Here is a 24,063-nt window from a genome sequence, read left to right on the forward strand (position 1 = left end):
CCGCTAATCATGACGTCCGGCGCGCACTACGCTGAGCGGGTGGAAGAGAGTGCCCTCGGACTTGTCCTGATCCCGCTGCTGGCCGTCATGGCCCCGCTGCTCGCACGACTGATCGGCCCCGTTCTCCGGATCCCGGTGGTCGTCTTCGAACTCATCCTCGGCATCCTCGTCGGACCGGCACTGCTCGGCTGGGTGCACCCGACGGAGATCCTGCACGCGCTCAGCGAGTTCGGACTCGCGATGCTCTTCTTCCTCGCCGGCACCGAGATCGACTTCGCGGGCATCGGACGCAAATCGCTCACCCGGGCGTCTTTGGGCTGGCTGTTCAGCATCGTCCTCGGGATCGGGGTCGGCTTCCTGATCGCGCCCGGTGATGGCATGATCGTCGTCGCGATCGCGCTCAGCTCGACCGCGCTCGGCACGCTGATGCCGATCCTGCGGGATGCCGGTGAGCTGGGCTCTCCGTTCGGCAAGGCGGTCACCGCGATCGGAACGGTCGGGGAGTTCCTGCCGCTGATCGCGATCTCGATCTTCCTCAGTGTGCGCTCCGCACCGCTCGCGACCGTCATCCTGCTGGTGTTCGTGGTCCTCGCGCTGCTCGCCGTGTACGCGGCTCGTCGCATCCCGCACGGCCGCTTCCACGCGTTCGTCAATGCGACGCTGCACACCTCCGCGCAGTTCGGCATCCGTTTCGTCCTGCTGCTCGTCGCGTCGCTCGTGGCGCTCAGCGTGGTCCTCGACCTGGACATGCTCCTCGGCGCATTCGTGGCGGGTGCCGTGTGGCGGATCGTGATGTCCAGCGCATCCAAGGAAGATGCCGAACAGGTCGAGAGCAAGCTCGAGGGCATCGCATTCGGCTTCCTGGTACCGATCTTCTTCATCTACACCGGGGTGACGTTCGACCTGAAGGCGCTGCTCGCCTCGCCGATGGCGATGGCGCTCGTCCCGCTGCTGCTCATCGCCCTCCTGGTGATCCGCGGCCTGGCCGCGCAGTTCTCGGCGACCGAGGGGATGAGCCGCCGCGACCGCTCTGCTCTGGCGCTGCTGGCAGCGACCGGCCTGCCGATCATCGTCGCGGTGACCGGGATCGGCGTGGACAACGGGATGCTGCAGTCCGACATCGCCGCCGCCCTGGTCGGCGCCGGAATGCTGTCGGTGCTGCTGTACCCGCTGATCGGCATGACGATCCGGGGTGAGCGCGCGGCCGTGCAGGCGAAGTCGTTGCAGGGAGAACTGTGACGACAGCCGCACTGCTCGCTGCGACCAGGGAGCGCCTTGCCGATGCGCCGATGCAGGGGCTCGGGGTTGCGAAGGTCTCGCGGTGGCGGGCGGCGCGCATCGTGCGTGCTGGGGAGGCCTGGCACTTGGGCGTGCTGCTTCTCACCCGCGGCGGCGTGCTCGCGACGGGCGAAGTGCTGCGTGCCGCCGAGGAGGTGCGCCGCGGCTACGCCGCGGAGTCGGCCAGGGCGCGCGCTGATCGGCGTGCGCAGGCGCGCCGCGGCGGGTTCGGCGAGGGCGAGGTCGTGCACGTCGGCTGGGCTGAGCTGGATGATGACGCGGTGGAGTCGGGTCCGCTGGTGACCGTCGACGGCGTGCCGATGGTGCGCTGGAGCGCAGGCGGGATCATGCCGCTCGAGGCCTACCTGGACGAGCAGATCGAGTTGCGGTACCCGGGGTACTGATCCTGGACGCGGGGTCGAGGGACTCGTCGCGCCGTAACGGGCAAGCGTTGTCCAATCGACTGAAATGGCATACCATTTCCGAAACACACCACCCGCTGACGAGCACGGAGCTCGTCGTCGAGTGTGCACGCCGGAGGTCCACTCTGCTTGCCTGCTCGCCTCGGACGTCTCCGGAAGGCTCGCCGGCATGAGCCGATCCGGTATGTCCGGAGGAAGCGAGCACTCATGGTCATCAGCACCAGTACGCCCGGGCGTGGCACTGTCTTCGTCGTCACCGAGAGCTTCGGCGACAAGATCGCCTTCGTCGACCTGGCCGAGTCGGATGCACCGGTCCAGTCTGAGACCGTCGTGGGTGCGGCGCCGTGGGCCGTCGCCGTCCACGAGGGAACCCGTCGCGCGTACGTGAGCACCGCGGTCGGTCTCGCCGTGGTCGATCTCGACTCACGCGAGCGACTCGCGCTCGTTCCGTACCTGGCGCAGCCGACCGTGATCGAGTACGGCGAGGAGCGCCCGGGTGGCACCGGTGTCGTCGTCACGCCGGACGGCGGATCGGTCTACGTCGCGATCACCCGTACAGGAGAGGACTCGGTCGTGGAGCGGTTCGATACCGCGACCGGTGTGTTCACCGACTCCGTCGAGGTGGGACTGCGTCCGTTCGACGTGCAGATTTCCCCTGATGGAGGGGAAATTTACACGATCGATCACGACTCGTTCACGTTGCACACGATCAGCGTTCCCGAGCATGTCGTGACCCGCGTCGAAGTGGCGCCGTTCGGCACCGAGGGCGGCCTGATGTCGCACTACAAGCCGCACTACGCTGCGGTCGCAGAGGACGGCACGCTGTACCTGCCGTACCAGGGGCAGGGGCTCGTGGTCTACTCGCCGAAGACACGGACCTACGTGACGCAGCCAATGACTGCGGACTCGCACCAGCACGGCGTGGGGCTCACTACGGACGGCCGGCTCCTGGTCGTCGGCGTCGGGGCGATCGGGGGCGCGACGAAGGGCCCGAGCCTCACGATCCGTGATCTCGAGTCGGGTGACGAACGGCTGCTGCCGCTCGAGAAGGGGCACGAGAACGTCATCGAGTGGCTGGATTCGCCCGACGGTCGACGCAAGGCGATCTTGACCGGAGGGACGACCAGCCGTGGCCCGTGGAACGGGCTCGCGATCGTCGACCTGGAGTCGCTCGAGCTCACCGAGATCAATGTCGCCGATCGGCCGCAGATGGGTGTGCTGCTCGCATCCTGACAGATTCTCGGCAGACGAGAATTACCCCTTGACAAACCGATTTACGGTATACCAAACTCGGGTAGCGAAGGTGATGTATTACATATTACTTTCGCTACCCGATCCGTTTTCCCCCGCGACTGCACCTGTTCTGCGGAGGACGAAAGGAACCCACAGAATGTCAACGAAGACACAGCGACGCGGGCGTCTCGCTCTCCTCGGCGCTGCCCTCGCGGTCGGCTCCCTGCTGCTGGCCGGCTGCATGGGCAACGCCGCCACGAACGGTGGAGGCGGAGGCACAGCCGACACCGAAGGCGCCGCAACGCTCGCGATGCCGACCGAACCGGCCAACATCGATCCGATCATGATGCGTTCGCTCTCGGCCTGGAACATGTACTACGCAGTGTTCGACGGACTCACCCGGATCGACGCGAAGGGCGAAGTCCAGCCCGGCCTCGCCACGGAGTGGACGTCGAACGACACCCAGGACGTCTGGACGTTCACGATCCGCGATGGTGTGAAGTTCCAGGACGGATCAGATCTGAAGGTCTCGGACATCGTCTACACCTATGAGAAGATCCTCGCCAGCGACACCTCCACGAACCGAGTGGCGATCGCGATGGTCGACAAGGTCGAGGCGGTCGATGACCACACGGTGAGGTTCACCCTCAAGAACCCGTTCAGCGCCTGGCTGAGCCAGGTGGCCACCATCGGCATCGTGCCGGAGAAGGTCTACGAGGCCGAGGGGCCGGAGAAGTTCCCGAACGCTCCCGTCGGCACCGGACCCTACTCGTTCGTCGAGTGGAAGCATGGCGTCGACTACAAGGTGACCCGCAACGACGACTACTGGGGCGACAAGGCGAAGATCAAGGACATCACCTTCGCGTTCGTCGGTGCCTCGGACTCGCGCGTCACCGGCGTGGAATCCGGATCCCTCGACACTGCGATCATCCCGTCCAACCAGGTGCCCGTGTTCGACGGGTCTGCGAACGCCAAGATCATCGAGGCCCCGACGAATCAGGTCACGTTCGTCGGCGTGAACACCACCGCCGGTGCGCTGAAGGATCTCAAGGTGCGGCAGGCGATCGCGGTGGCCATCGACCGGAAGTCGATCATCGACAACCTGCTGGACGGCTACGGAACGCCCACGGGACAGACCGTCGCGAAGGGCGTCACCGGCTACGTCGACGGATTCCCGACTCCGAAGCACGACCTCGAGGCAGCGAAGGAGCTCGTCGCAGAGTCCGGCTACAACGGCGAGGAGATCACCCTGCAGTACGCGAGCACCGGCGGGCTGCCCACCGACCCCGAGGTCGCGCAGGCGATCGCCGCCGATCTCGGCAAGGCGGGACTGAAGGTCAAGCTCGTCGGCTCCGAACAGTCCAGCCTGAGTCTGACGCTGGCGAACCACCAGGTCACCGGCCTCTACCTGGGATACTGGTCGCCCTCGAGCATGGACGGCGATGTCGTGGTGAGCCAGCTTCTCGCCGGCGGCCCGGAGGACTACGCACGCAGTCCGGAGATGGCCAAGGCTTACCTCGAGCAGCAGGCTGCGGCGCCGGACAAGCGCACCGACGTGTTCGAGCAGATCTGGGAGTGGAACGCGACCAACGTTTCCAACGTGCCGCTCTGGCAGAACACGAACACCTATGCGGCGGCGAGCACGATCGACTGGGCACCTGCGGTCGACGGCATCTACCGCGCAGCCGAGATCGGCCGTACGGCCAAATGACATCAGCGCGCGGGCCGGTCGCGGCCCGCGCGCTGATCCCATTGTTCTGGAGAACGCATGTCCTATGTGATCCGCCGCCTGCTGCAGGCTCTGGCCACGATGTTCGTCGCGATCACCATCGCGTTCGTGCTCGGCCGGGCCTCAGGCAAGCCTGCCGCTCTGATCCTCACCGAGGGTGCGACGGCGCAGCAGATCGACGAGCTGAACGGCAAACTCGGATTCAACGATCCCATCCTCGTGCAGTACGGCCGATACCTCGCCGGGCTGCTCCACGGCGACTTCGGGGTGTCCTACCGAAATCCCAGCCAGTCGGCGATCGGGATCATCCTGGACCGCCTCCCTGCCACTGTGACGCTTGCGCTCGCATCGTTCGCGATCGGACTGGTGCTCGCGGTCGTGGCGGCGGTGCTCATCCACATCACGGGCAGCCGTGCCCTGCGCGCGCTGTTCGTCTGGAGCGGCGCCCTGCGCCAGTCCGTGCCCGACTTCTTCTTCGGTGTGCTGCTGGTGCTGATCTTCTCGGTCGGACTCGGATGGCTGCCGAGCCTCGGCTACTCGGGCATCTCGTCGTTCGTCCTCCCCGTGGCCACCATCGCGACGGCGCAGTTCGTGCTCTACGTCCGTCTGCTGGACTCCTCGCTCAGCGAGCAGACGACGGCCGAGTACGTGCGCACTGCCTACGCCCGCGGGAAGAGCCATGGCGCCGTGGTGAGTACGGAGATGCTTCCGAACGCCTTCCTTCCGATCCTGACGGTGGCCGGTCTCAACCTCGCGGGCCTCCTCGGCGGCACGATCATCGTCGAGCAGGTCTTCTCGTGGCCCGGCGTCGGCGTCGCGCTGATCGGAGCCGTGAGCCAGCGCGACTTCGCGGTGGTGCAGGCCGGCCTCCTCGTCGTGGCGTTGATCTTCGTCGTGGTCAACGTCATCGTCGATCTCCTCTATTCGATCATCGACCCGAGGGTGAAACTCGCATGACTGACACAGTGGCAATGGCACGAGTGGACGCAGCCCTGTCCCTCCGCCGTCGTGCCAGGCTCCGCCCGGGGCAGGGACTCTGGCTTTCGACCATCGGCGGCGCAGTCGTCTTGCTCGTGATCATCGCGATCGTCGCGGTGCACTTCTGGCCCGGCTTCGACGCCTACACGCAGGACCTGGCAAGCACCAGGCTCGGCCCGTTCATCGATCCGGCGCATCCGCTCGGCACCGACGTCGTGGGTCGCGATCTGCTCAGCCGGATCGCCGCTGGCGGCCAGACCACCTTGCTGATCACAGCGGCGATCGTCGTCGTCAACTTCCTGGTCGGCACCGTGCTCGGGCTCTTCGCCGGCTTCTTCGGCGGCTGGGCCGACAATGTGATCGCTCTCGTCACCGACGTCAGCCTGGCGCTCCCCGCCGTGCTGCTGCTCATCGCATTGTCCGCGATCTTCGGGCCGAGCGCTCTGTTGATGATCCTCGTCCTCGGCTTCACCCACTGGATGAGCTTCGCCCGCCTCGCGCGCGCAACGGCGCTCTCGCTGCGCAACCGCGACTTCGTGATGGCGCCCCGGATGCTCGGGGCGTCCTCCGGCCGGATCATCTGGACCCACATCCTGCCGCACGTGCTGCCGCAGATGTTCATCGTCGCCGTGACCAGCATCGGATCCGTGATCTTGCTGCAAGCGGGCCTCGACTACCTCGGGCTCGGCATCCAGGCGCCCGCGCCGACCTGGGGCGGGATGATCCTGGAGGGTCAGAAGTTCATGCGCCTCTCCCCGTGGCAGGTCATACTTCCCGGTCTGGCGATCTTCCTGGTCGTCGGCGGCACCACATTCTTCAGCCAGCGGTTCACGGCTGAGAGCACTCAGCCCCTCCGGAAGGTGCGATGACATGCCTGCAGAGCTGATCACTACGCCACCACTCCTCGAGGTGCAGAACCTCGTGGTGACCACCACCGACGCCGAAGGCAAAGTCATCCGCCTGATCGACGACGTCTCGTTCACTGTCGGCGACGGTGAGGTCGTCGGGATCGTCGGTGAATCCGGTTCGGGCAAGAGTCTCACCGTCCTCGCCGTCATGGGCCTGCTGCCGTACGGTCTCAAGGTCGCACAAGGGGCGATCAGATGGCGCGGAAAGGACATCGTCGGGCTGCACGAGCGCGAGATGAAGCAGCTCCGCGGGCGGGAGATGGGGATGATCTTCCAGGATCCGATGACGGCACTCAATCCGCTCCGTCGAATCGGAGCCCAGCTGGCCGAGGCGATTCGGCTGCACCAGAACGTGTCGCGTTCCGACGCGCGCACGCGCGTGCGGGACCTGCTCAGCCGGGTCGGAGTGAAGGACGCGGCCACCCGGTCGCGCGCCTACCCGCACGAGTGGTCAGGCGGCATGCGTCAGCGCGCGGTCATTGCAATGGCGATGGCGAACGACCCCGCGCTGCTCATCGCCGATGAGCCGACCACGGCGCTCGACGTCACAGTGCAGGCGCAGGTCATGCGCAACCTTGAACAGGCGCGAGCCGAGCTCTCATCTGCGCTCATCCTCATCACGCATGACCTCGGCCTCGCCGCGCAGAATGCCTCGCGCATGCTCATCATGTACTCCGGCCGGATCGTGGAGAGCGGTGCCACGCGCGACATCTTCCTCTCGCCGACACATCCGTACACCCAAGGCCTGCTGAAGAGCCAGCTCACGGAGCGAGACGAGCGGGCCTACGCGATCCCTGGCAATCCGCCGTCGCCGCGATCCCGCCCTGTCGGATGCGCGTTCGCACCGCGCTGCGAGCTCTCTCGCGGACGGGAGATCTGCGTCGATGAGCGTCCAATGCTTGAGTTGCGAGTGAACGGCTCATGCTCCGCATGCCATTTCGCGGATGAGGTCGGCAAAGTCACGTCCGCGGAGCCCGTGGGATCGGAGAAGTGATGTCGCAACCGCTGATCGAGGTCACGGACCTCCATGTCACCTACGGTCGCCGTGGAGCGATTCGCCGCGGAGGAGGGGTGAAGGCCGTGCGGGGCGTGAGCTTCACGCTGACAGCCGGTCGAACGCTCGGTCTCGTGGGTGAGTCCGGATGCGGCAAGTCGACGCTGATCCGCTCGCTGTTCGGATTGAGCCCGGTCGTCTCGGGGAGCATCCATGCGTTCGGGCAGGACATCACCAGCATCCCTGCGCGCCATCGTCGCCACTTCGGCGGACGGATGCAGATGGTGTTCCAGGACCCCTATTCGGCGCTGGACCCGCGCATGACTGTGCACGAGATCGTCGCGGAGCCCCTGCGGATCACCGGCGGATACGACCGCAGGGCCGTCGACGAACTGCTGGACAGGGTCGGCGTGAGCGCGGAGATGGCCGCGCGTAAGCCCGGGGAGTTCTCCGGAGGGCAGCGGCAGCGCGTCGGCATCGCCAGGGCGCTGGCTCTGAACCCCGACGTGCTCGTGCTCGACGAGCCGGTCTCCGCCCTGGACGTCTCCATCCAGGCGCAGATCCTGAATCTGCTCGACGACCTTCAGTGCGAACTCGACCTCTCCTACCTGTTCGTCTCGCATGACTTGTCGGTGGTGAGGCACGTGGCCGATGACGTGGTCGTGATGCAGGCGGGGCAATTCGTCGAGGAGGGATCGATCGAGAAGGTGTTCGACCACCCGGAGCATCCGTACACGCGCACGCTGCTGGAGTCGATCCCGCACGTGGAGTTCGGCTGATCGATTCCGTTCAGCCGACGAGCGCCGCGAAGCGCCGGAGCAGGTCGGTGCCGGTCGGCGCGGTGGCGAGGATCTCGGCCTCGACGCGGTCGAACTCCTCGGGGTCGAAGTACCCGGTGCTGCGGTAGAAGTCCATCCGGTGAGCGAAGTCCTGCGGCGTCGGCTCGGGGTGGAACTGGGTCGCATAGAGCCGGTCGCCGACGCGGTAGGCCTGCACCGGGCAGTCGTCGTTGGTCGCGAGCAGCACCGCTCCGGCCGGGGGCTCGGACGAGCCCTCCTTATGGGCCGTGAGGACATCCATCTGCGGGGCGCTGGGCCCGAAGAGCGGATCGTGGGCGCCGGCGGCAGTGATGCGGATGCTCGTCTCGCGCGTGAACTCCGGAGTCGCGGTGCCGACCGTGCCGCCCAGCATCCGCGTGACGACGCCGATGCCGTAACAGGTGAACATTGCTGCCGGGCCGCCGTCGATCGCGGCACGCGCGATCTCCTCGAGATCGGCCTCGACGCGCAGCTGCTCGGGGGACTTCTCCTCGTCGCCGACGTTGAACGGTGATCCGCCGACGACGATGCCGTCGTAGGCCCGCCAGTCGATCTCGTCGAGTGGATGCCCGATCAGATCATGCCGGTCCAGCGTGTCCACGCCGAGGCCGCGCCGGAACGACAGGTGCTCGGCCGTCGCCGCGCCCTGCTCCGGACGCACGCAGACGTAGAGGAGAGAGACCACAGGGCGAGTTTAGTGCGGCCGGCGGGAATACCAGCACCGCGCCGATGTTGAACTTGACAGAAGTACACTCAACTTCTTCAGAATCTTCAGGAGGACATGATGCCCAGCGACATCAACGGCGCAGGATCTTTCGACGACTTCCTCGCCCGCTACCTCGCCGGGGAGCAGGCCCGGCAGGCGCGATCGATCGATCTCGGTCGCTTTCTCACTGCACGCACACAGCAGATCCTGCAGCGCGCGGGCCGCTTCGCGATCGAGCGCGGACAGATCGAACTCGACGCCCTGCACATCCTGCGCGTGATCGTCGACGACGACGCGGTCGCGAGCGCCGTGCGGCACATCGGCGTCGATCCGGCGACCCTCGTCGCGGCCGTCGACGCGCGGCTGCCCGAGCCCCGCGACGCCGGCGACGTGGATGCGGCGACGCTCACCCCGAGCGCTTCGCGCGCCCTGTTCCACGCCTACCAGGTCGCCCGTTCGTCGGGTTCGACCTACATCGACCCCGAACACCTCTTCTTCGCGCTGGTGCTCGGCCAGGACGTGCCCGCCGGACAGATCCTCGCGCAGGCCGGCGTCACCGCCGAGGCCCTGACGCAGGGACTGCGCGAGGGCGTGACCGCGCCGGCGGGGGCTCCCGCCGAGCAGGGGTCCGCGGATCCGGCATCCGAGACGCCGATGCTCGACCAGTACGGCCTGGACCTCACCGCTCGCGCCCGCGCGGGCGAACTTGACCCGGTGATCGGCCGTTCCGATGAGATCGAGCAGACCATCGAGATCCTGAGCCGCCGCACGAAGAACAACCCCGTGCTGATCGGTGAGGCCGGCGTCGGCAAGACGGCGATCGTGGAGGGCCTGGCCCGCGCGATCGTGGAGGGCGCGGTGCCCGAGCAGCTCAAGGACCGCCGCGTGGTGGCGCTGGACCTGCCCGGAATGCTCGCCGGAACCCGGTACCGCGGCGACTTCGAGGAGCGCCTCACCAAGACGATGGACGAGATCTCCGCCCACAAGGGTGAGACGATCGTGTTCATCGACGAGGTGCACACCGTGGTCGGCGCCGGAGGGTCCGGCGAGTCCGGCGGCATGGACGCCGGCAACATCCTCAAGCCGCGCCTGGCGCGCGGTGACCTGCACATGATCGGCGCGACCACGCTCGACGAGTACCGCCGCATCGAGAAGGACCCGGCGCTGGAGCGCCGCTTCCAGCCGGTGCGGGTCGGCGAGCCGTCGGTCGCCGACGCCGTGCGCATCCTCGAGGGCCTCAAGCCCGCCTACGAGGAGCACCACAGGGTCACGTTCACGGATGCCGCCATCCGCGCCGCCGTGCAGCTGAGCGACCGGTACCTGACCGACCGTGTGCTGCCCGACAAGGCGATCGACCTGATCGACCAGGCCGGTGCGCGGCTGCGCCTGCGGCTCGGCGTGCCCGTCGACGTCAGCGACCTGATGGCGCAGCTCGCCGACCTCGAGGCGCAGAAGAACGCCGCCGTCGAGGCCGAGCACTACGAGGAGGCCTCGCGCATCCGCGACGAGATCGCGGGCGTGCAGGAGAAGATCGAGTCCGCGTCGACGACCGTCGTCGGCAGCACGATCGTGGACGAGCCCGAGATCGCCGCCGTGATCTCGCGTGCCACAGGCATCCCCGTCAGCCGTCTGACCGAGGGCGAGCGCGAGCGTCTGCATGACCTGGAGACGGACCTGCACGCTCGGGTCATCGGTCAGCACGACGCCGTCGCGGCGGTCGCGCGCGCGGTGCGCCGCAACCGCACCGGCATGGGCGACGCTCGTCGTCCGGTGGGTTCGTTCCTGTTCCTCGGCCCGACCGGCGTCGGCAAGACCGAACTCGCCAAGGCCCTCGCGGCCCGGCTGTTCGACGACGAGGACGCGGTGATCCGCTTCGACATGAGCGAGTTCGGCGAGCGGCACACGGTGTCGCGCCTGGTGGGCGCCCCTCCGGGATACGTCGGCTACGACGAGGCCGGTCAGCTCACCGAGCGCGTGCGGCGCAACCCGTACTCGATCGTGCTGTTCGACGAGATCGAGAAGGCACACCCGGACGTGTTCAACCTGCTGCTTCAGGTGCTCGACGACGGCCGCCTCACCGACGGCCAGGGCCGCACGGTCGACTTCCGCAACACGGTGGTCGTGATGACCTCGAACATCGGCTCGGAGTTCCTGGCCTCGCGGTCGGGCGCGCTCGGCTTCGTGGCGTCCCGCGACGAGTCCGGGTTCTCCTCGCAGGAGGACCTGAAGGCACGTGTGATGGGCAAGCTTCGCGAGGCGATGCGCCCGGAGTTCCTGAACCGCATCGACGAGATCGTGATCTTCCAGAAGCTGTCGCTCGCGGAGATCTCGCAGATCGTGCGGCTGGTGCTCGGTGCGACCGCCGACCGGCTGTCGCTGCGTGACGTGACGCTCGACGTCACCGATGCCGCGGTGGTCTGGCTCGGCGAGCACGGTTACGAGCCGGAGTACGGGGCGCGTCCGCTGCGCCGCCTGATTCAGCGCGAGGTCGACGACCGCATCGCCGATCTGTTCGTCGCGGGCGATCTCGTCGACGGCGGACACGTCGTCGTGGATGCCGCGGATGGCGAGCTCACGGTGGGCGCGAAGCTGCCCGTCACGGTCTGACCCCCGCCTGGAACGGCCCGTCGCTCACGCGGCGGGCCGTTCTGCTGTGCTCAGGGGAGCGCAACCCGGGTGGGTGCCTCCCACGGGAGCCGAACGCTGTCCTGCGGGGCGGCTGGGCCACGTTTGGCTCCCATGGGGTGTCGCGCTGGGCGTCGGCGCCGGCTTGCGCGGCGCTCCCACGGCGGACCAGATCACTGACGCGCTGCCCCGGCTCCCCGGTCGCCCCGCGAGCGGAGCGAGACGAAACGCTCTCAGCAGGCCGAGTGTTCTCAGCGCGATGAGTTCGCGGTGCGGCCGCGCACGATGCCGACGAAGGCCTCGACGTCGGGGGTGGTGCGATCGCGCGGCCATGCCAGGGCTACGGTCGACGTCGGGCCGCCCTCGAGCAGTCGGTGATCGGCATCCTTGCGGTGGTGCAGGCGCGCGAGCGACATCGGCACCACGACCACGCCGATGCCCGTCGCGACGGTCGCGATGGCGTCCGCGGTCGTGGGGACCGGGGCGAACCGCGGCGCGACGGTCGGCAGGTCGAGCGGGCCGAGCACGTCGTCGAGCGGGGTGACCAGCACCTCGCCGTCGAGGTCGGCGGCGGAGAGGGTCTCGGCCGCCATGAGGTGCGATTCGGCGGATGCCACGACGACGGGCAGTTCGTCGTAGAGCCGGATCACGTGCAGGTCCCCGGACTGCTCGATCGGCAGACGCACCAGGGCGGCGTCGAGGTCGGCCAGGGCGGTGCGCTCGTCGGCGACCTCGATCGGCACCAGTTCGAGGGTGACGTGCGGCATCCGGTCCTTCCAGGCGTCGATCCACTTGCCCGGTGTCGCACCGGGGATCGCGCCGAGACGGAACGTGCGCGGAGTCTCGTCGACGACCTCGGCGGGTGCGACCTTCTTCTTGGGCTGCGGATGCTTCGCGGGCATGGACTTTTTGGCGGCAGGTCTGCCGCGGCCGCCGCTCGGCCGCTTGCCCGGGGCGGGTCGTCCGCTCTTCTTCGCCACGCACTCACGCTACCGTCTGGGCGGGCAGGGCGCGGCCGCTCCCTCGCTCGGCTAACGGGGAGGGCCGATGCCGGTGGGTCACGCCTCCCGCGTCACAGTCACGCAGCAGCGGCCTTCGGCGGGGTCGAGGCGCGCGCAGACGTGGTCGCAGCCGAGCCCGTCGACGACTCCCTCGACGTAGGCGTGGTTCATGCCGCAGACGAGGCCGGTGTGCTCGCGCGCGAGCGAGTCGAAGGGGCAGTTGGCGAGGATCAGTCCGTCATCCGTGCGGCGCGGCTCGTACCCCTGCGTGGCCAGGGCCGCGGCGGTGCGGTCGAGTTCGTCGCCGTCCGCGAGGGGCGCCGATTCGCCCAGCATCCGCCCCGCCTCCTGCGCCACGGCGTCGAGCGCAGTCGGCAGCGCCGTGCCGTCGGCGGTGCGCTCGATCGCGCCGGCGAGGAGGTGTCCCACGAGGTCGTACCGGCGCTCCGGCAGCGAGACCGCCACGGTGCCGGGTGCCCGCCGGTACAGCTTCGATGGCCGCCCGGCGCCGGGGCCCGTGCGCCCGCTGAGCCGGCGGAACTCCACCTCGAGCAGTCCCGCGTCGACGAGGCGGTCGAGCTGGAACCGTGCCACGTGCGGCGGCAGGTCGAGAGCGGATGCCGCCGCTTCGCGCCCGACGGCGTCGGGCTGCACGGCCACGTATTCGTACAGCGCCTGCCGCGTGGGATCGGCGAGTGCGCCGATCCGTCCTGCCTCTGCGCTGACGTCCATGCTCTAAGTGTAGCTTCCGTTGTATTTAGAAGCTCCAGAGCAACGGAGGCTCATCCGAGGTCAGGCCGCGAGCCAGAGTCCCTTGTAGTCGGTCGCGACCATCATGCCGGCGGCGACGGTCTCGTCGTCGCCGATCCGGGCCCCGCGGGCGATGCGTGCCCCCGCACCGATGTCGGTGCGGACGCCGATGTGCGCGCCGTCACCGATCACTGCGCCCTCGCCGACGTGCGCGTGCGCGTCGATGTAGGCGTTCTCGCCGATCACGGCATCGGGCTCGATCCAAGCGCCGCGCGAGATGTGCGCGCCGGCGCCCACCCGCGCTCGCGGTTCGATATAGGCGCCGGACTCGATCAGAGCCTTCGGGTGCACCTTCGCGCCGTGCGCGACGAGGCCCCGGCCGTTCGCGTGCTTGCGGTATCGCAGCGTCGCGCCCTGGTCGTCCTCGATATCGATGTAGTTCTTGCCCACGATTCCTCCCGTCCGGACACTGCCGGATATAGCAACAACCATGTGGTCGGCGGATATATTCCCGCATTCACCTCTGACAGCGCGGACACCAGAACGTGACGCGCTCGCGGGTCGGATCCGCGCCCTGCGCGCCGGTGAGGATGGTGACTCCGCAGCGTCGGCAGGGCCGTCCGGCGCGGCCGTACACCCAGGTGTCCTGCCCGCGTCGCGCGACTCCGGTGAAGGTGCGAACCGGGCGGTCGCGATTCATGCGGATCGTCCGCGCGCCGAGGTCGAGCAGCGCCGCAGCGTCGACGTCGGATGCCGGGGTGTCGGGCAGGATTCCGCGCAGGAACAGCAGTTCCGCCGCGTACTCGTTGCCGAAGCCGGCGACGTTGCGCTGATCGAGCAGGGCGACATGGATGCTGCGCTCGTCGGCCTGCACTCGTCGCGCGGCCTCGGCCGCATCCCAGGTCTCGGAGAGCGGATCGGGGCCGAGGTGACCGACGAGCTTCTGCTCGTCGCGGGTGGGCACGACGTCGATGTCGTGGATGTCGACGCCGATCGCCTCGGCGGCGGAGGTGCCCACGATCGCGCGCACCTTGAACGCCGGATGACGCCATTTCTCACCCGGTCGGTAGACGAACCAGGTGCCGTCCATGCGCAGATGGGAATGAACCGTGAACTCACCGATGCGCATCAGGATGTGCTTGCCGCGCGGAACGACCTCATGCACCGTCTCACCGGTCAGATCGACGGTCGCGGCCTGCGGAACGCGCAGATCGAATCGGGTGACCTGCTGACCGTGCAGTGCGGTGTCGAGGCGGTGCGCCGCCTGATAGACGGAGTCGCCCTCAGGCATCCGTCGTCTGCCGCTCGGTGAGCGCTCGCGCGAGCATGGTAGACCCCGCGACCGCGGCGGGCATCGTGATGATCGCGCCGAGCGGGATCATGAAGCAGAGCTGGGTGGCGACGCCGAAGCCGAGCACCCGGGCGCGGCCGGAGCCGAGCAGTCGTGATCTCGTCGCGGCGTCGAGACCGCGCGCGTCGAAGGCGCGGCCGGTGAGTTCGCGGGCCAGCAGGCGGCCCGACAGCACGACTCCGGTCACCGAGGCGATCACGCCGCCCACGACGGGGATGAAGCCGATCACGAGCGTCAGGAGCGCGACCAGGATGCCGAGCACGACAAGGCGCAGGCCCTCGCCGACCGTGGTCCAGAATCCGGTCTCACCGGTCGGCTCGTCACCGCCGAGCGACTGCTCGACGCCGCGCCAGATGCGCTGGTAGAACGGGTCGCCGATCGTGAGCGCGAGGGCGGTGAACACGAGGCCGGCGAGAACCGCCGCGGCGACGAACAGCACGATGCCGAGGGCGGTGCGCAGGGCGATCTGCCAGCCGGCGTCCCAGCCGTCGGCGAACGGCGTCATCCACGAGGTGATGCCGCCGAGCGAGAGGCCGAACGGGATGAGCAGTGCGGCGAGAACGATGAACGCCAGGGCCGCGGGGATCAGGCCGAGCGCGAGCAGCTTCGGATGGGTGCGCCACATGCCGAAGCCGCGCAGCAGCGTGCCGAACCCGGCGGCGAACTCGCGGATCATGTCACAAGGGTATTCGGCACCGCCCCGCGCCGGGTGTTCCGGTCGCACGAATGGCGCGTACCCAGGGGCGGGCCCGCGAACCGTGCGACCGGAGACGATCATCGACGCACGTCGAGACGGGTCCACCTTCGCCTGCCGGTGCGCAGGATGCTGCCGTCGCACACCGTCAGCACGGCATCCGGCGCGCTGACAGTGCGGCCGTCGAGCCGCACCGCTCCCTGCGCGAGGAGGCGACGCCGTGCCGAGCCGCTCAGGTCCGGGCGGGCTCGTTCCAGCAGCCCGAGGGCGGTGACGACCGGAGTGGTCAGCTGCACCGCATCCGTGGCCTCCGGCGTCGCGCCCTGCGAGAAGACGGCGAGGAACGCCTCCCGCTCACGCGCGGCCTCGACGGCACCGTGGTAGCGGGCGACGAGCGCCTCCGCCATTGCGAGCTTCGCGTCGCGGGCTTCACGGCCTCCATGTGCGGCGTCGGCTGCGAGATCCACCACGCGATCATCGTCGAGGGTCGTGTACGCGCTCGCCCACACGCCAGTGAGGTCGTCGGGAAGGCTCATCGCCTTGCCGAACTTGTCGGACGCCGTGTCGGTCAGCGCGATGTAGTTGCCGAGCGATTTCGACTGCTTCGGACCGCCGTCGAGGCCGGGCGTGATCACGGTCGTGATGAGCGACTGCGGGCGGGCGCCGAGACGCTGCTGGTACTGGCGGCCCATCATCTCGTTGAACAGCTGGTCGGAGCCGACGATCGTCAGGTCGCTCTCCATCGCGAAGCTGTCGTACCCCTGCAGCACCGGGTAGGTCAGCTCGTGCAGGGCGATCTCGCGACCCTGCGCGAGCCGATCGCGGAACATGTCGCGGGCCATGAGCTGTGCGTGCGTCGTCATGCTGAACAGGCTGAGCAGCTCGGACACGGGCATGCGGTCGAACCACTCCGAGTTGCGCCGCACCTCGAACGCCTCCGGCGAGGTGTCCAGCACCAGCGAGACCTGCGCGAGGAACGCACGCGCGTTGTCCTCGATCTGCGCGTCGGAGAGCACCGGACGCGTCTCGCTCTTGCCTGTCGGGTCGCCCACGCGGGTGGTGAGGTCTCCGAGCAGGAACACCACCCGGTGCCCGTGCTCCTGCAGGTGGCGCATCAGCCACAGGTTCACCGCGTGGCCCAGGTGCAGGTCGGGAGCGGTGAGGTCGACGCCGTACTTGATCCGCAGCTGCTCCCCGCTGTCGAGTCTGGCCCGCAGCGCCTCCTCATCGACGATCGTGTCGATCGTGCGCCGCATCGGCTTCAGGATGTCTTCTGCCGTCGTCATGGTGGTCCTCTCGTCGGGTCGAGAGGATGGCAGGGCCAGAGCCTCTCGCGGATACGCGAAAGGCAAGGACAGGTGTCCTTGCCTTGAGCTCTGGCCAGTGTGTGGGGCGCTACAGACCGCCGGCTCTGGCCAGAGCCGGGCGATACGAATACAGACGCGCCGTCATGTCGAGCACCGTATCACGCTGGATGCTCAGCCGTACGATGGCCGGGTGTGGTGGTCCGAAGCGGAGCAGGCGGCGCTGGCCGATCCGGCGACGTGCGGCATGTGCGCGGACGCGGATCTCGACGAGAACCCGCACAGTGTGCTGATCGCGTCGACGTCGACCACGCATCTGCGACTGGCGCGCAACCAGGCCCATCCCGGCTACTGTCTGGTGATCCTGCGCGAGCACGTCACTGATCTGGCTGATCTCGACGCCGGCGCGCTCGCCGCGTTCTGGACCGACGTGCAGCGTGCCGGGCGCGTGATCGGCGAAGTGCTCGACCCGCGCAAGGTCGACTATCTGGTGATGGGGCACCGGATGCCGCACCTGCACTGTCATCTGCTGCCGCAGCATGAGGACGACGACCCGTTGCGGAACGTGGACATCTCGGACGGGCCGGTGCTGCTGCCCGATGAGGAGCTGCGCGCACGGGCGGAAGCTCTCAGAGCGGTGTGGAATCGGTAGCTCCGGTCAGCCGGCGGCGAGCAGCGCGAGCTCCTCGTGCGAGGTCGATGAATAGATGATCCGGGGCGCATCGGGGCCGTCGGACCAGACCGACAGCTGCTGCTGCATCCGCTCGAGTTCGAGAGCCCCGCCCGCTTCTGCGAGCAGAGCCAGGATATGGCGATCGATGGAGCCGGGTGCGGAGCTCTGGGCCCGATCCTCGACCCGCCGCCAGCACTCCTCGGCGCCCTCGTGCAGAAGCGTGCGCACGACGCGTCCGCCGCTCGCGACGACGGCTTCCTCGAACGGAGCAGCCTCCTCCGGAGTGAAGAACAGCTGAGGGAAGAACACGTTCCCGCCGCGCCCGATCTGCTCGCGCAGCATGGCCAGAGCGAGCGGCTGCACCTCGGCGCCGGCCTGCACGAAGTCGATCGATGCGGTGCCCAGCAGGCCGCGCAGCAGGTCGACGTCGAGGTTGAGCCAGCCGCGGCGGGACTCCACGAACCTTCGCGCGAAGGTCGACTTGCCCGAGCCGGGGAGGCCGTTCACGAAGATGCAGGTTCCGCCGCCAGTCATCTCTGATCAGACCGCCTTTCGCAGTGCATATCCGCGCGGGGTGACCACGAAGCCGGCCTCCTGCAGGATGCGCGCGATGGCGGTGCCGTACACACCCTCGCCGTTGATCTTCTCGATCGTCAAGGTCTCGAGCCGGCGCAGCCGCGAGGTCGCCGCGAGGTCGGACACCGCGGCGCGCAGGGTCTCTTCGTCGTCGGTGAAGGCGAGCACGGTGCGACCGCCGCGCTCCAGGTAGAGCACGAGCGCACCGTCGACGATCACGACCAGGCCGCCGGCCTTGCGGCCCGGGCGGTGCGACACCTCGTCGACGCGCGGCCACGGCAGCGCCGCGCCGTACGGGTTGGCCGGGTCGGTTGCGGCGAGCGTGACCGCGACACGGGGCGGCGGATCGGCGAGGCCGGCGAAGGTGCGCAGCCGGTCGACGGTGGTGGATGCCGCGAACTGAGCGGCACCGAGACGCTCGATGACGTAGCCGCGGCGGGCATGCCCGGCTTCCTCGAATCCGGCGAGCACCCGGTAGGCCTGCGCGAAGCCGCCGGGTACGCCTTCGGCCTGCACCGCGCCGCGAGTGACGACGCCGTATCGATCGAGCAGCAGGCCGGCGGTGACGGTCGCGCGGCGCGCGGCATCCGGGTCCGTCTCGGGGAGCGCGGACCAGCGGCCACCGATCGTCGTGGGGCGAGCGCTCGCCGGGCGAGCGAGCGAGACGCCGCGATAGGTGCGGGTGCGCGGTGCGCGCCGCGTGGTCTTGTGCGCCTGCGACCCTCCGGCGATCAGCGCGCGCACCGGCGCGAAGGTGTCGTTGGTGATGTGTCCCTGCCAGGTGAGTGCCCAGAGCGCGTCGAGCACGGACTGCGGTTCCTGAGCCTGACGAAGGGCGTCGGCATCGGTCATCGCGCGCAGGGCGCCGGCGAACTGCGCGCCGCTGAGCCGCAGCGCGTCGAGCAGCTTCTCCTCGAGCGATCCTGGTGCAGGAGGCTCCTCCGGGAAGGGCAGTGTGAACGGCGCGAGATCCACCGGATGCAGCGACACCCAGCCGTCGCGGCCCGGCAGCGAGCCGTGCCCGGCCCAGACCACCTCGCCGGCGGCGGTGAGCTCGTCGAGCAGCGCGGGCGTGTAGTCGCGCACCCGGCTCGGCAGCACCAGCGACTCCCAGGCACTCGCCGGGATCGGCACTCCGGCGAACTGCTCCACCACCGAGAGCACGCCGTCGACGCCCTCGAGCGGACGGCTCAGGTGCTGCCAGTCGGGCAGGAACCGCGCGTACGCCTCGGCAGGGACGGGCTCGACCGAACCGCGGATCGCTGCGAGAGACCGCATCCGCAGTCGGCGCAGCACCTCGGCGTCGCACCACTCCTTCTCGTCGGATGCCGAACTCCCGGTCCCTGAGCCCGACGAAGGGTTCGCGGGAAGGAAGTATCCGCTGTTCAGCCGTCCGGCCGACTCGAGCCTCTGCAGGGTGTGCCGGGCGACGGCGCTGCCGAGCCCGAAGCGGGCCGCGACGGCATCTGTCGTGAACGGGCCGTGCGTGCGCGCATGCCGCGATACCAGGTCACCGAGCGGGTCGGCGACGGGTTCGAGGAACGCCACGGGGATCCCGACCGGCAGCGCGGTGCCCAGGCCGTCGCGCAGGCGCCCGGCATCCTCGATCGCGGCGAACCTGCGCATGCCGGCGATCGTCACCTCGATCGCGCGGTGCGCGGAGACCAGGTCGGCCAGATGCGCGGAGGCCTCGGCGTCGGATGCTGCGGCATCCGACGTTTCGTCTCGGTCGCTGGCGCTCCCTCGCTCAACGGGCGGGGAACCGGACTGCAGCCGGACGGCGACCTCCGCGGCATCCATCGGGCCGAGCATGCGCAGCAGGTCGGCGACGCCCTCCGATCCCCGTGCGCGACGCGACGGATCGAGCCGCTGCACCTCGAGCTCGAACTGGGCGATCACGTCGGGATCGAGCAGCTCCCGCATCTCGACCGTGCCGAGCAGCTCTCCGAGGAGCGCGGGGTCGACGGACAGGGCCGCCGCGCGGCGCTCGGCGAGCGGCGAGTCGCCCTCGTACATGAACGCGCCGACGTACCCGAACAACAGGTCGCGGGCGTACGGGGACGGCTGTGCGGGCTCGGTCTCGACCAGCCGCACGCGGCGCTCCGCGATGTCGGTCGCCAGACGCCGGAGCGAGGGCAGGTCGTAGACGTCCTGCAGCACCTCGCGCAGGGTCTCGAGGATGACGGGGAAGGTCGGATGCCGCCGCGCGACCTCGAGCAGCTGCGCCGATCGCTGCCGCTGCTGCCACAGCGGGGTGCGCTTGTTCGGGTTCATCCGCGGCATCAGCAGCGCCCGTGCCGCGCACTCCCGGAACCGCGACGCGAACAGCGCCGATCCGCCGACCTCGGCGGTGACGATCTGCTCGAGCTCGTCGGGGTCGAAGACGAACAGCTCGGCCCCCGGAGGCTCAGCATCGGCATCCGGCACGCGCACGATGATGCCGTCGTCGCTCGCGACGGCCGAGCCGTCGACGCCCAGGCGCTCGCGCACCCGTGCGCTGATCGCCAGAGCCCAGGGCGCATGGACCTTCATGCCGTACGGCGAGTGCAGGATGATGCGCCAGTCGCCGACCTCGTCGTGACCGCGCTCCACGGTGAGGGTGCGGTCGGTCGGCAGCGTGCCTGTGGCCTCGCGCTGCTCGTGCAGATACCCGAGCAGGTTGTCCCGCGCGCGCTCGTCGAGGCCCGCGTCGATGAGGCGCTGCTGCGCCTTGCCCGGCTCGGCGGTGGACACCTCGCGCGAGAACGCCCCGAGGGCCTCACCGAGCTCGAACGGTCGTCCGAGGCCGTCGCCATGCCAGAACGGCACCTTGCCCGGCTGCCCGAACGCGGGGATGACGTTCACCCGGTCGTGGGTGATCTCGGCGATCCGCCAGCTGGTGGTGCCGAGCGTGAACACATCGCCGACGCGGGACTCGTAGACCATCTCCTCATCGAGCTCGCCCACCCTGGCGCCGGTGGTCTCGCCGGCGACGAACACGCCGAAGAGACCGCGGTCGGGAATCGTGCCGCCACTGGTCACCGCGATGCGCTGCGCACCGGGCCGGCCGGTCAGCGTTCCGGCATCGCGATCCCACACCAGTCGCGGACGCAGCTCGGCGAACTCATCGGAGGGGTACTTGCCCGCCAGCAGATCGAGCGTCGCCTCGTACGCGGAGCGGGGGAGAGAGGCGAACGGCGCGCTGCGCCGCACCGTCTCGAACCAGTCCTCGACATCGAGCGGATCCAGCGCGCAGGCGGCCACGGTCTGCTGGGCGAGGATGTCGAGGGGGTTGCGCGGCACGGCGATCGCCTCGATCCTGCCGGCCAGCATCCGCTCCGTGACGATCGCGGTGTGCAGCACGTCACCGCGGTGCTTGGGGAACAGGTCGGCACGGCTGATCTCACCGACCTGGTGTCCTGCACGCCCCACCCGCTGCAGTCCGGATGCCGCGGACGGCGGCGCCTCGACCTGGATCACCAGGTCTACCGCGCCCATGTCGATGCCGAGCTCGAGGCTGCTCGTGGCCACAACGCAGCGCAGCACGCCCGACTTCAGCTCATCCTCGACCAGGGCCCGCTGCTCCTTCGACACCGAGCCGTGGTGCGCCTTGGCGAGGACAGGATCGGCGCCCGCGGTCGACCCGGCCTGGGCCATCATCGCCGCCGGCGGTCCGGAAGCGTCGGGCAGAGGCACGCCGATGCGCTCGGAGTAGATCTCGTTCAGCCGCCCGGTGAGCCGCTCGGCGAGGCGTCGCGAGTTGGCGAACACGATCGTGGAGTTGTTCTCGAGCACCCGGTCGACGATCGCCTCCTCGACGTGCGGCCACACCGAGCCGGTCACCTCGGTGTACTCGGCCGGCTCGTCGGTGGCTGCAGCTGCGCCCGGCGGCGGGGGAGGGTTGCGCATGTCGTCGATCGGGACGACGACGCCGAGCTCGAAGGTCTTCGTGGCGCGCGGCGCGACGATCTCGACCGGCGCCGAGCCGCCGAGGAAGCGCGCGACCTCGTCGATCGGACGAACGGTCGCGGACAACCCGATCCGCTGCGCAGGAGCATCCGCTCCCCGAGCCGCGCGCAGGGCATCGAGACGCTCCAGGCTCACCGCCAGATGCGCGCCGCGCTTGGTCGCGGCGACCGCGTGCACCTCGTCGATGATCACGGTGTGCACGCCGCGCAGAGTCTCGCCGGCGCGACTGGTCAGCATGAGGTAGAGCGACTCGGGCGTGGTGATGAGGATGTCGGGCGGATCGCTGACCAGCCTGCGGCGGTCGCTCGAGGTGGTGTCGCCGGACCGCACGCCCACCGTGATCTCGGGCACCGACACGCCCAGCCGCCGGGCGGACTGCCCGATCCCGACCAGCGGCGAACGCAGGTTGCGCTCGACGTCGACACCGAGCGCCTTCAGGGGTGAGATATAGAGGATGCGCGTGCGCGGCAGTCCCTCGTCCGCGGCATCCGCCGTCGCGGTCCGCTCGCGGAAGACACTGTCGATCGCCCAGAGGAACGCCGACAGCGTCTTGCCCGATCCCGTCGGGGCGACGACGAGGGCGTGCCTGCCCGCCGAGATCGCGTCCCACGCGCCCGCCTGCGCAGGCGTGGGCGCATCGAAGGCACCCCGGAACCAGTCCTGCGTGGCGGGGGTGAACCGATCGAGCACGCGGTGCGCTGAGCCTCTCGAAGCGTCGCTCATCCCTCCATCATGAAGCAGGCCCCGGACACTTCGACAGGCTCAGTGCATCGCACCCGGGCCCGGTAGCGTCGGATGCATGGACGACGCCGAGTTCACCCGTCTGTACGGAGCGTGGGAATCGCGCACTCCCGAAGACGTCCGCGCCCTCTTCGACGGATACCGCGGTGTGTGGTGGATCGCCGGCGGCTGGGCGCTGCAGGCCTTCACCGGCGTCGTTCGTGAGCACGACGACATCGACCCAGGCGTCCTCCGCGCCGACCTGCCGCTGCTGCGCGCACATGTCGCCGGCCGGCTCGATCTGTGGGGCGCCTCCTCAGGCGCGCTCAAGCCGGTGAGCTCCGACGATCCGGCGGACCTCATGGAGGGCTGCGGCCAGGCCTGGGCGCGCCGCAGCGCGGCCGACCCGTGGGAGTACGACATCCTGCTCGGCCCCGGCACGTCGGACGAGTGGCGCTACAAGCGCGACGAGTCGGTGCGGATGTCGATGAGCGAGGCCCTCTGGGCGCGTGACGGCATCCGGTATCTGCAGCCGGAGATCCAGCTGCTCTACAAGGCGAAGGGTCTGCGTCCGAAGGACGAGGCCGACTTCGCGACGACGCTGCCCTTTCTCGACGCACGGCGTCGCGACTGGCTGCGCGCGGCACTCGAGCACACGCTCCCCGGGCATCCCTGGGCCGCACGGTTGGACTGATCGGGCGCCGGTGTCGGTGGCCGGGTGCAAGCTGGGTTCATGGCCGACCACACCACGAACTACGTCTCGACGTTCATCGAGGTCGCCGAGGACTGCCCGGCGGATGCCGCGCAGGAGCCGCCCGCCGACAAGCCGACGATCGCCGCTCTGCATTACCGGCTGATAGCCGAAGAGCCGTACGGACGCACATCCGACGACGTGATCTTCCAGACCCAGGCGCTGCGCCAGGGCACCGAAGACACGGAGGACGCGAGGGAGGCCTTCTTCTCGAAGGGGCAGGCCTGCCTGCGGTCATCGCCGCTCGGCAAGCGCTACGGCTGGGGCATCCTCAGCGACGCCGAGGGCCGCGTGACGCTCGTGCCGCGCGAGTCGGAGGAGTACGCGCGCCTCGCCGCCGATCCGACGATCGGGCACACGAGAGCGATGCGCTCGAAGCGCGCCTGAGGCTCACTCCTCGTTCGGGATCACGATCCAGAGCAGGATGTAGGCCCAGATCGACAGGCCTGCGAGCAGGACGAGCAGCACGGTCAGCACGCGCACGGTGGTCGGCGTGAGGCCGAAGCGATGCGCGACGGCCGCACACACTCCAGCGATCCAGCGATCCTGGCGGGGACGGGCGAGAGCAGTCATGCTCCCATCCTCCCCGCCAGGCGCCCGGATG

General features: G+C 69.2%; 22 protein-coding genes. 12 read left to right on the forward strand and 10 right to left on the reverse strand.

Translation table 11 applies throughout. The features are described from left to right. Window positions 1-39: 39 nt before the first annotated feature. The 8 genes from ACFVAE_RS14895 (at window position 40) to ACFVAE_RS14930 (ending at window position 8,321) form a co-directional block, all read left to right on the forward strand. Window positions 40-1,239: a cation:proton antiporter gene (locus ACFVAE_RS14895; RefSeq protein ID WP_378893774.1), complete on the forward strand. Its 1,200-nt coding sequence runs from the start codon at window positions 40-42 to the stop codon at window positions 1,237-1,239. Further along, window positions 1,236-1,682 carry a glutaminase gene (locus ACFVAE_RS14900; RefSeq protein WP_378893777.1) on the forward strand — a complete coding sequence of 149 codons (447 nt, stop codon included), beginning with the start codon at window positions 1,236-1,238 and terminating at the stop codon, window positions 1,680-1,682. Before ACFVAE_RS14895 ends, ACFVAE_RS14900 begins: the two co-directional genes overlap by 4 nt. Before the next feature lie 225 nt (window positions 1,683-1,907). Next, window positions 1,908-2,933 (forward strand): YncE family protein, encoded by a 1,026-nt coding sequence (locus tag ACFVAE_RS14905; RefSeq protein ID WP_378893780.1) that lies wholly within the window; start codon window positions 1,908-1,910, stop codon window positions 2,931-2,933. Window positions 2,934-3,090: 157 nt separating this feature from the next. Next, window positions 3,091-4,644: an ABC transporter substrate-binding protein gene (locus tag ACFVAE_RS14910; RefSeq protein WP_378893782.1), complete on the forward strand. Its 1,554-nt coding sequence runs from the start codon at window positions 3,091-3,093 to the stop codon at window positions 4,642-4,644. Between the two features lie 57 nt (window positions 4,645-4,701). Beyond that, window positions 4,702-5,619 (forward strand): ABC transporter permease, encoded by a 918-nt coding sequence (locus ACFVAE_RS14915; RefSeq protein WP_378893785.1) that lies wholly within the window; start codon window positions 4,702-4,704, stop codon window positions 5,617-5,619. Next, the gene (locus tag ACFVAE_RS14920; protein WP_378893787.1) at window positions 5,616-6,509 is read left to right on the forward strand and encodes an ABC transporter permease; all 894 of its coding nucleotides are present in this window, start codon (window positions 5,616-5,618) and stop codon (window positions 6,507-6,509) included. The genes ACFVAE_RS14915 and ACFVAE_RS14920 overlap by 4 nt, the downstream gene beginning before the upstream one ends. 1 nt (window position 6,510) lies before the next feature. After that, window positions 6,511-7,542 carry an ABC transporter ATP-binding protein gene (locus ACFVAE_RS14925; protein ID WP_378893789.1) on the forward strand — a complete coding sequence of 344 codons (1,032 nt, stop codon included), beginning with the start codon at window positions 6,511-6,513 and terminating at the stop codon, window positions 7,540-7,542. Continuing rightward, window positions 7,542-8,321 (forward strand): ATP-binding cassette domain-containing protein, encoded by a 780-nt coding sequence (locus ACFVAE_RS14930; protein WP_378893791.1) that lies wholly within the window; start codon window positions 7,542-7,544, stop codon window positions 8,319-8,321. Before ACFVAE_RS14925 ends, ACFVAE_RS14930 begins: the two co-directional genes overlap by 1 nt. Before the next feature lie 10 nt (window positions 8,322-8,331). On the opposite strand, the gene ACFVAE_RS14935 is transcribed toward ACFVAE_RS14930, so the two are convergent. After that, window positions 8,332-9,045: a GMP synthase gene (locus tag ACFVAE_RS14935; RefSeq protein ID WP_378893793.1), complete on the reverse strand. Its 714-nt coding sequence runs from the start codon at window positions 9,043-9,045 to the stop codon at window positions 8,332-8,334. A 99-nt stretch (window positions 9,046-9,144) separates the two neighbouring features. Here ACFVAE_RS14935 and ACFVAE_RS14940 point away from each other — a divergent pair, with 99 nt between their 5' ends. Beyond that, window positions 9,145-11,673, forward strand: coding sequence for an ATP-dependent Clp protease ATP-binding subunit (locus ACFVAE_RS14940; RefSeq protein WP_378893796.1), 2,529 nt, complete (start codon window positions 9,145-9,147; stop codon window positions 11,671-11,673). A 269-nt stretch (window positions 11,674-11,942) separates the two neighbouring features. Here ACFVAE_RS14940 and ACFVAE_RS14945 read toward each other — a convergent pair whose 3' ends face one another. The 6 genes from ACFVAE_RS14945 to tyrS all read right to left on the reverse strand — a co-directional run bounded on the left by ACFVAE_RS14945 (window position 11,943) and on the right by tyrS (window position 16,773). Then, window positions 11,943-12,671 carry a LysR substrate-binding domain-containing protein gene (locus ACFVAE_RS14945; protein ID WP_378893797.1) on the reverse strand — a complete coding sequence of 243 codons (729 nt, stop codon included), beginning with the start codon at window positions 12,669-12,671 and terminating at the stop codon, window positions 11,943-11,945. Between the two features lie 78 nt (window positions 12,672-12,749). Next, the gene (locus ACFVAE_RS14950; protein ID WP_378893800.1) at window positions 12,750-13,424 is read right to left on the reverse strand and encodes a helix-turn-helix transcriptional regulator; all 675 of its coding nucleotides are present in this window, start codon (window positions 13,422-13,424) and stop codon (window positions 12,750-12,752) included. Window positions 13,425-13,484: 60 nt separating this feature from the next. Beyond that, window positions 13,485-13,892 (reverse strand): DapH/DapD/GlmU-related protein, encoded by a 408-nt coding sequence (locus tag ACFVAE_RS14955; RefSeq protein WP_378893803.1) that lies wholly within the window; start codon window positions 13,890-13,892, stop codon window positions 13,485-13,487. 67 nt (window positions 13,893-13,959) lie between these two features. After that, window positions 13,960-14,733 carry a DNA-formamidopyrimidine glycosylase family protein gene (locus ACFVAE_RS14960; protein WP_378893805.1) on the reverse strand — a complete coding sequence of 258 codons (774 nt, stop codon included), beginning with the start codon at window positions 14,731-14,733 and terminating at the stop codon, window positions 13,960-13,962. Beyond that, window positions 14,726-15,469, reverse strand: coding sequence for an EI24 domain-containing protein (locus ACFVAE_RS14965; protein WP_378893809.1), 744 nt, complete (start codon window positions 15,467-15,469; stop codon window positions 14,726-14,728). Before ACFVAE_RS14965 ends, ACFVAE_RS14960 begins: the two co-directional genes overlap by 8 nt. A gap of 98 nt (window positions 15,470-15,567) precedes the next feature. Next, entirely contained in the window at window positions 15,568-16,773 is a 1,206-nt protein-coding gene (gene tyrS / locus ACFVAE_RS14970) for a tyrosine--tRNA ligase (protein WP_378893812.1), read from the reverse strand. A gap of 211 nt (window positions 16,774-16,984) precedes the next feature. On the opposite strand from tyrS, the gene ACFVAE_RS14975 reads away from it, so the two are divergent. Next, the gene (locus ACFVAE_RS14975) at window positions 16,985-17,443 is read left to right on the forward strand and encodes an HIT family protein (RefSeq protein ID WP_378893815.1); all 459 of its coding nucleotides are present in this window, start codon (window positions 16,985-16,987) and stop codon (window positions 17,441-17,443) included. Between the two features lie 6 nt (window positions 17,444-17,449). On the opposite strand, the gene ACFVAE_RS14980 is transcribed toward ACFVAE_RS14975, so the two are convergent. Beyond that, window positions 17,450-17,998: an AAA family ATPase gene (locus ACFVAE_RS14980; RefSeq protein ID WP_378893818.1), complete on the reverse strand. Its 549-nt coding sequence runs from the start codon at window positions 17,996-17,998 to the stop codon at window positions 17,450-17,452. Window positions 17,999-18,004: 6 nt separating this feature from the next. Further along, window positions 18,005-22,711, reverse strand: a complete 4,707-nt coding sequence (locus ACFVAE_RS14985; protein ID WP_378893821.1) for an ATP-dependent helicase — start codon at window positions 22,709-22,711, stop codon at window positions 18,005-18,007. 76 nt (window positions 22,712-22,787) lie between these two features. Here ACFVAE_RS14985 and ACFVAE_RS14990 point away from each other — a divergent pair, with 76 nt between their 5' ends. Both ACFVAE_RS14990 and ACFVAE_RS14995 read left to right on the forward strand, forming a co-directional pair. Next, a complete protein-coding gene (locus ACFVAE_RS14990; protein ID WP_378893824.1) occupies window positions 22,788-23,402 on the forward strand; it encodes a hypothetical protein in 615 nt (204 codons plus the stop codon). A gap of 39 nt (window positions 23,403-23,441) precedes the next feature. Beyond that, a complete protein-coding gene (locus tag ACFVAE_RS14995) occupies window positions 23,442-23,846 on the forward strand; it encodes a DUF6157 family protein (protein WP_378893827.1) in 405 nt (134 codons plus the stop codon). Between the two features lie 3 nt (window positions 23,847-23,849). Here the strand turns inward: ACFVAE_RS14995 and ACFVAE_RS15000 are convergent, their stop codons facing one another. After that, on the reverse strand, window positions 23,850-24,032 hold the full coding sequence (locus ACFVAE_RS15000) for a PspC domain-containing protein (RefSeq protein WP_378856587.1): 183 nt from the start codon (window positions 24,030-24,032) through the stop codon (window positions 23,850-23,852). Between the last annotated feature and the right edge of the window lie 31 nt (window positions 24,033-24,063).

Source organism: Microbacterium sp. NPDC057659, from assembly GCF_042799915.1.
GTDB lineage: Bacteria > Actinomycetota > Actinomycetes > Actinomycetales > Microbacteriaceae > Microbacterium.

Coding starts and splice junctions, on each gene's coding strand:
- ACFVAE_RS14925 (WP_378893789.1), top strand. CDS start 6,511: ATGCCTGCAGAGCTGATCACTACGCCACCACTCCTCGAGGTGCAGAAC.
- ACFVAE_RS14960 (WP_378893805.1), bottom strand. CDS start 14,733: ATGCCTGAGGGCGACTCCGTCTATCAGGCGGCGCACCGCCTCGACACC.
- tyrS (WP_378893812.1), bottom strand. CDS start 16,773: ATGACGACGGCAGAAGACATCCTGAAGCCGATGCGGCGCACGATCGAC.
- ACFVAE_RS14940 (WP_378893796.1), top strand. CDS start 9,145: ATGCCCAGCGACATCAACGGCGCAGGATCTTTCGACGACTTCCTCGCC.
- ACFVAE_RS14990 (WP_378893824.1), top strand. CDS start 22,788: ATGGACGACGCCGAGTTCACCCGTCTGTACGGAGCGTGGGAATCGCGC.
- ACFVAE_RS14995 (WP_378893827.1), top strand. CDS start 23,442: ATGGCCGACCACACCACGAACTACGTCTCGACGTTCATCGAGGTCGCC.
- ACFVAE_RS14965 (WP_378893809.1), bottom strand. CDS start 15,469: ATGATCCGCGAGTTCGCCGCCGGGTTCGGCACGCTGCTGCGCGGCTTC.
- ACFVAE_RS14950 (WP_378893800.1), bottom strand. CDS start 13,424: ATGGACGTCAGCGCAGAGGCAGGACGGATCGGCGCACTCGCCGATCCC.
- ACFVAE_RS14920 (WP_378893787.1), top strand. CDS start 5,616: ATGACTGACACAGTGGCAATGGCACGAGTGGACGCAGCCCTGTCCCTC.
- ACFVAE_RS14905 (WP_378893780.1), top strand. CDS start 1,908: ATGGTCATCAGCACCAGTACGCCCGGGCGTGGCACTGTCTTCGTCGTC.
- ACFVAE_RS14930 (WP_378893791.1), top strand. CDS start 7,542: ATGTCGCAACCGCTGATCGAGGTCACGGACCTCCATGTCACCTACGGT.
- ACFVAE_RS14915 (WP_378893785.1), top strand. CDS start 4,702: ATGTCCTATGTGATCCGCCGCCTGCTGCAGGCTCTGGCCACGATGTTC.
- ACFVAE_RS14980 (WP_378893818.1), bottom strand. CDS start 17,998: ATGACTGGCGGCGGAACCTGCATCTTCGTGAACGGCCTCCCCGGCTCG.
- ACFVAE_RS15000 (WP_378856587.1), bottom strand. CDS start 24,032: ATGACTGCTCTCGCCCGTCCCCGCCAGGATCGCTGGATCGCTGGAGTG.
- ACFVAE_RS14910 (WP_378893782.1), top strand. CDS start 3,091: ATGTCAACGAAGACACAGCGACGCGGGCGTCTCGCTCTCCTCGGCGCT.
- ACFVAE_RS14985 (WP_378893821.1), bottom strand. CDS start 22,711: ATGAGCGACGCTTCGAGAGGCTCAGCGCACCGCGTGCTCGATCGGTTC.